This window comes from Variovorax sp. Soil_C_12 (assembly GCF_057657375.1).
The window spans coordinates 1-2,115 of record NZ_JBDGIO010000039.1; the positions used below are offsets into that span (position 1 = coordinate 1).

The following is a 2,115-nucleotide window of genomic DNA, read 5'->3' on the forward strand; positions in this document are numbered from 1 at the left end:
TCCGAGTTCGTTCGTATCAACGCCGTCTCGCCTGGCCTGCGCCTCCAGCTCGTACAGTTTGCCGATCAGCACGATGAACCGCGCGGCCAATTGGTCCGGCCCGCGCTGTTCCTTGGGCAACGCCTGCAGCGCTTCATGGAAGTACCGTCGGCAATGGGTCCAGCACCCCAGGTGCACGAGGCGGTGCGTCTCGGCCACGGTGTCGTAGACATCGTAACCGTCGGTCATCAGAACCGCCCCTTGGCGGATTCCGGCGTACAGCGCCATCGCCGTCTTCGTCGATCGGCTGGGCGAGTAGGTGAACAGCCGGATCGGCGGCCCCGTTCCGTCCTTGCCGCAACCATCGGTCATCTGCGCCCAGATATAACTCTTGGCCTGCGCGTTGCGCCCGGGCTCCTTGAGCACCTGCAGTTCGGTCTCGTCGCCGAACACGAGGGGTGCGTCCAGCAGTTCGTCGCGCAGCAGGTTCACCACCGGCTGAACCAGTTGCCCCAGGCGCACGATGCTGCCGGCCACCGTGTTGCGCGAGATGTCGGTGCCGCCGAAGCGCCCCAGCAGCGCCGCCTGCCTGTACAGCGGCAGCCCGTCCAGGTACTTCGACGTGGCGATCCAGGCCAGCGCGCTCTCGGTGAACAGCCCCTTGGGAATCACCTGCGCGGGGCGCGAGGCCAGGCGCATTCCACCGTCGCAGCACGGGCACGCGTACTTCACCCGCTCGTGGCGGATCACGCGCACCTGCTGCGGGATGATGTCCAACTGCTCGCTGGCCTCCACGCCGATCTCGCGCAAGGTCGCACCGTCGTGGGGACACACACGCTCACCCTCGGGCAATTCGTGCCGCACAACCTCGCGCGGCAGCGCCGGATCGAGCGGCTTGCGCCCGCGCTTGGCGCGCTTGTGACCCGGCACGTCGATCTTGTCGTCGGCGCTCTCTTCGGCTGCCGGCTCGGCCTGCGCCCCGAGGCTCTCGGCCTCGTTGAAGAACATGTCCTTCTGATGCTGGCTCGCAGCCTCGCTGCTGGCGGCGAACAATTGCCGCTTGAACTTGTTCAACTGCTCCTTGAACAGGTCGCGCTCGGTGCGCGTCACGCGCAGCTCGCCCGCCAACGAATCGTTGCGCTTCAACGCATCGGCCAATGCCTGCTGCAGGGCGGCGAACTCTTCGAGCGTGGGCATGTCGACCATCTGCCGGGTATTGTCCGCAGCCACGCGGCGTGGCGCCATGCGGATCTGCAGCAATGGCGCCGGACCATGATGGACGATCTCAGGCCACCCGCTCGTACACGCGCCGCGGGTGCCGCTGCACGACACCGATGTCGATGCCTTCGAGCAGCCAGTGCAACTGCTCCACCGTCAACGTCGGCACGTCCGTCTCGCTCGGCCAGATGAATCGGTCCTCTTCCAGTCGCTTGAGCAGCAACCAGAACCCATTGCGGTCCCAGCCCAGCACCTTCACCCGATTGCGCCGACGGTTGCTGAACACATACACGCACGCAGCGAACGGGTCCAACCCGAGCGCCTGCTGCACCAGCGCCGCCAGGCCGTTGATGTTGAGCCGGAAGTCCACCGGGTCACGGTGCAGGTACACCTTCAGCCCTTCGTCGAAGCGGAACACCGCAGCCTCCCTAGCGCTTCGATCACTTCCCCAACGTGCCGCGGATCGACGTCGCGCAGATCGACCGCCACGCCATTGGGCAAGCGCGCCTGCAAACTCACCCCGGCAACTGCGTTGGCGTCCGGATCGACCGGCGTTGCGGGTGTCGGTGACACCGGCACTGCCACGAACGTAGCTGGCGCGGACGCAGCGCTGGCAACAAGCGCACGCCGCCGCCCTTGGCCGTGCTCACGCAGCCAGCGTCCAACCTGATTGGCATTGACTCCACACTCGCGCGCCAGGCGCGACACCGAGGCGCCGGGCTGCAGGCACAACGCCACAAGCTCAGACTTCGCCTTCTCGTCGTACACACTGCGCCCGTCGCGCTTGTGACCCACCACCAGTCGGCGCTTGAGCTCTTCCAGATCGTCTGTCATTACGTTCCCGCGTTCGTTTACGTGGGAACGTAGGCTGTCAGCTCTCCGCCTGTGACTCAAGGACGCGGTTCATTGACCGCATAC

3 protein-coding genes are annotated in these 2,115 nt (G+C 66.1%); all 3 read right to left on the bottom strand.

Features of this window, described 5'->3' with window-relative positions; all coding sequences use genetic code 11:
- A partial coding sequence (gene tnpC / locus AC3A6X_RS36335; protein ID WP_487846706.1) for an IS66 family transposase occupies positions 1-1,185 on the bottom strand: 1,185 nt, incomplete at its 3' end.
- A gap of 79 nt (positions 1,186-1,264) precedes the next feature.
- Complete coding sequence (tnpB, locus tag AC3A6X_RS36340; protein ID WP_487846704.1) at positions 1,265-1,615, bottom strand: IS66 family insertion sequence element accessory protein TnpB; 351 nt, start codon at positions 1,613-1,615, stop codon at positions 1,265-1,267.
- Positions 1,591-2,031 carry an IS66-like element accessory protein TnpA gene (gene tnpA, locus AC3A6X_RS36345; RefSeq protein ID WP_487846705.1) on the bottom strand — a complete coding sequence of 147 codons (441 nt, stop codon included), beginning with the start codon at positions 2,029-2,031 and terminating at the stop codon, positions 1,591-1,593. The genes tnpB and tnpA overlap by 25 nt, the downstream gene beginning before the upstream one ends.
- Positions 2,032-2,115: the final 84 nt, after the last annotated feature.